At 29.5% G+C, this 4102-nt stretch carries 2 protein-coding genes, 1 tRNA gene and 1 other annotated feature; all 3 genes read left to right on the plus strand.

All coding sequences use genetic code 11. The features are described 5' to 3' along the window. Positions 1-74, plus strand: a tRNA-Asn gene (locus ABUA17_RS16590). 134 nt (positions 75-208) lie between these two features. Beyond that, positions 209-373, plus strand: a binding site (T-box leader). A gap of 99 nt (positions 374-472) precedes the next feature. Next, on the plus strand, positions 473-1864 hold the full coding sequence (locus tag ABUA17_RS16595) for a glycine--tRNA ligase (RefSeq protein ID WP_042403005.1): 1392 nt from the start codon (positions 473-475) through the stop codon (positions 1862-1864). A gap of 180 nt (positions 1865-2044) precedes the next feature. Continuing rightward, positions 2045-3418, plus strand: coding sequence for a UDP-N-acetylmuramoyl-L-alanine--D-glutamate ligase (murD, locus tag ABUA17_RS16600; RefSeq protein WP_195951783.1), 1374 nt, complete (start codon positions 2045-2047; stop codon positions 3416-3418). The last annotated feature ends 684 nt before the right edge of the window (positions 3419-4102 follow it).

Raw genomic sequence — 4102 nt, forward strand, 5'->3', positions numbered from 1 at the left:
CCGCGATAGCTCAATGGTGGAGCACTCGGCTGTTAACCGATAGGCTGGAGGTTCGAGTCCTCTTCGCGGAGCCATTTTTATTTTAAAAGAGTTTTGTAGGAGCAGATAATGTCTGTTGATACAAAACTCTTTTGTTATATAAGGTAAAAGAATATATAATTTTTCTTGACATATATAAGGTGTTTGATAAAATTAATATATAATTTAATAAAGCACGATGAAAAAGAAGAGTAGTTTTAATATTTTTTTTAGAGAGATGATGGGTGGTGTAAATCATTAAAAAGTTAAGATGAAGGGAGCTTTTGAGTGTAGTTTGTAAAGTTGGGCTTTAGCCAAGAAGGGTGGAACCGCGGAATTTATTTTCGTCCCTTTATGGTTATAAGGCTTTTTTTATTATAAAAAATAAATACGAATAATTTATTTGTATATAATTTATAGAAATAAAGTTATCGTAAAAAATGGAGGTAGTAAAATGGCAGTAGAAAAGACTATGGATAAAATAGTTGCTTTATGTAAAAGTAGAGGATTTATATTCCCTGGATCAGAAATTTACGGAGGACTTGCAAACTCATGGGATTACGGTCCATTAGGAGTTGAATTCAAAAACAATGTAAAAAAAGCTTGGTGGAAAAAATTCGTTCAAGAAAGTCCATATAACGTTGGAGTAGATTGTGCGATATTAATGAATCCAGAAGTTTGGGTTGCATCAGGACACGTTGGAGGATTTTCAGATCCATTAATGGATTGTAAAGAATGTAAATCAAGATTTAGAGCAGATAAATTAGTAGAAGATCATATGACTGAAAATGGAGTAGAAGTTGCTTGTGCTGATGGATGGACTAATGAAGAACTAATGGAATACATAACTAAGAATAACATAGTTTGTCCTAAATGTGGAAAAATGAATTATACTGATATAAGAAAGTTTAATTTAATGTTTAAGACTTTCCAAGGTATAACAGAGGATTCTGCAAATACGGTATATTTAAGACCAGAAACTGCACAAGGTATATTTGTAAATTTCAAATCAGTTCAAAGAACTTCAAGAAAGAAAGTTCCATTTGGTATAGCTCAAATAGGTAAATCTTTCAGAAATGAAATTACTCCAGGAAACTTTACTTTTAGAACAAGAGAGTTCGAACAAATGGAATTAGAATTCTTCTGTAAACCAGGTACTGATTTAGAGTGGTTTGGATATTGGAAAGACTACTGTTGGAACTTCTTATTAAATTTAGGAGTAAAGCCAGAATCTTTAAGAATGAGAGATCACGGTGAAGAAGAGTTATCATTCTATTCGAATGCAACATCTGACATAGAATACTTATTCCCATTTGGTTGGGGAGAACTTTGGGGAATAGCTGATAGAACAGACTATGACTTAAAGAAACATGCAGAACATTCAGGAACTGATATGTCATATTTAGATCCAACAACTAATGAGAAATATATACCATATTGTATAGAACCATCATTAGGAGCTGATAGAGTTGCTTTAGCATTCTTAGTAGATGCTTATGATGAAGAAGAGTTAGAAGGTGGAGATGTAAGAACAGTTATGCATTTACATCCAGCTTTAGCTCCATATAAGGCAGCTGTATTACCATTATCTAAGAAGTTATCAGATAAAGCTGATGAAGTATACTCAATGTTAGCAAAGAAATTTAATGTTGAATATGATGAAACAGGAAGTATTGGTAAGAGATATAGAAGACAAGATGAGATAGGAACACCTTTCTGTATTACAGTTGACTTTGAAACTGAAAATGATGGATGCGTTACTATAAGACACAGAGACTCTATGACTCAAGAAAGAGTTGAAATTAGTAAATTAACTCACTTTATTGCTAAAAGTTTAGAGTTTTAATTAAGAAACAGCAAGAGATGATTATTAATAATTATTTCTTGCTGTTTTTATTTTTAAAAAGTGTTTTTAATTTTATATTTATAGAATGTGAGAAAGTATAATGATATAATTATTTGTATATTGGTAAGAATTATTAATAGTTATAAATTATAAAGTAATATAATTTAGTTGGAGGCAGTAATGAGAGAGTTTAAGGAATTTAAAAGTTTTATTAATGGTAAAAATGTTGCTGTTGTAGGTATTGGTGTAAGTAATATTCCTTTAATAAATTTTTTAGTAAAGTTAGGCGCTGAAGTAACAGCTTTTGATATGAAGGAAGAAAATGAATTAGGAAAAATAGCAAGTGAATTCAAATCAAAAGGTGTTAAGTTAGAGTTAGGTAAGGGATATTTAGAGAAATTAACTGGATTTGAGGTAGTTTTTAAAACTCCATCAATGAGAATAGATTGCGAGGCTCTAGTTAGAGCGAAGAATGAAGGTGCGTATATTACATCTGAAATGGAAGAGTTCGTTAAGTATTGTAAAGGGAAAATATATGGAGTAACAGGATCTGATGGCAAGACAACAACTACTACTATAATATCAAAGTTATTAGAAGCTCAAGGATATAAAACTTGGGTTGGGGGAAATATAGGTACACCTTTATTTTCTAATATAGAAGAAATAAATGCTGATGATATGGTAGTTTTAGAGTTGTCAAGCTTTCAGCTTATGACAATGGATTCTCCAATAGATGTAGCAGTTGTTACTAATTTAGCACCTAATCACTTAGATATGCATAAGGATATGCAGGAATATATTGATGCAAAGAAAAATATATTCTTATATCAAAATGAAGATAATGTATTAGTTTTAAATAGAGAAAATGAAATAACTTATAGATTTGAAAAGGAAGCTAAAGGGCATGTTAGAGAATTTTCATCAAAAAGAGTTATTACAAATGGTTCATACTATAAAGATGGTACCTTATATTTAGAAGGGAAAGAAGTTTGTAAGAAAAATGATATAGTAATTAAAGGTATGCATAATGTAGAAAATTATTTAGCTGCATTTATAGCTACAAAGGATGATGTTGAAATTGAAACAATGAAAAAAGTAGCTGAGACATTTGCAGGAGTAGAGCATAGATGTGAATTGGTAAGAGAAATTGATGGTGTGAAGTATTATAATGATTCTATAGCATCAAGTCCTACTAGAACGTTAGCTGGATTATTTGCATTTGAGAAGAAGGTAATACTTATAGCTGGTGGATATGATAAACATATACCTTTTGAACCGCTAGCTGAACAGGGGTATCCTTTTATAAAAGAAATAATTCTTATGGGAGATACTAGATATTTAATAAAAGAAGCTTTTGATAAATTAAAAGATGAGAAGGGGATAGAAGTTCCTAGTATTATGGTTAATTCATTAGAAGAAGCTGTAATTAAAGCTAAAGAAATTGCAAAGGAAGGGGATATTATAACTTTATCACCAGCTTGTGCATCTTTTGATATGTTCCCTAATTTTGCAGTTAGAGGAAATAAGTTTAAAGAAATAGTAAATAATATTTAAAAGTAATTTATTTTTATTAAGATATAAAAAGTAAAGTCTATATAACTACATTGAATAGAGTATATAAGTAAGAGCAAGAATTTTAAAAGATTAATTATTTTTTTGCTTTTATAATATAAATACTTTGTTAAATGTAGTTATTTTTTTAAAAAATCAATTAGATTGGGATCATATATCAATAAATTTCGTTATGAAAATAATAGGATATGAACGTGGAGAAGTTTAATAACTACTAAATATGTTAAATATATGCAAGGGAATAGCAACAACAAATCCTGGTGTATCAATATAAGAAAAAGTTAGAATTATATAGATATAATGAGAAAGATAAAAATAAATAGCATAATATCGCAAAATAATATAGCTTGCATATTATTAATCATGTTAATATAAAACACGTCGTCGGGAACAAATTAAAAAAAGTTCTTGAGACGAAGGTCTAAAACATGAACAAATAAAACTTCAAAAAAAAGTTTTAAAAAAGTGTTGACAGATAAAAAGATAAATGATATTATGAATAGGCAGTCAGGTTGATTGCAAATGATCTTTGAAAATTGAACAGAATATAAATTAAGTAAACCAGCAATTCTTTTGAGAGTCTTAAAATAAAGACTCAAAGTAATTTGAGCAAATGATTAAACTTTTTAGTGAGAGTTTGATCCTGGCTCAGGACGAACGCTGGCG

Origin of the sequence: Clostridium sp. RTP31139st1_H3_RTP31139_211217 (assembly GCF_040227035.1) — a bacterium.
Taxonomy (GTDB): Bacteria; Bacillota; Clostridia; order Clostridiales; family Clostridiaceae; genus Clostridium; species Clostridium saudiense.

What these genes read in the sequence shown, in the direction of transcription:
- murD (WP_195951783.1), top strand. Translation starts at nt 2,045, where the DNA reads ATGAGAGAGTTTAAGGAATTTAAAAGTTTTATTAATGGTAAAAATGTT.
- ABUA17_RS16595 (WP_042403005.1), top strand. Translation starts at nt 473, where the DNA reads ATGGCAGTAGAAAAGACTATGGATAAAATAGTTGCTTTATGTAAAAGT.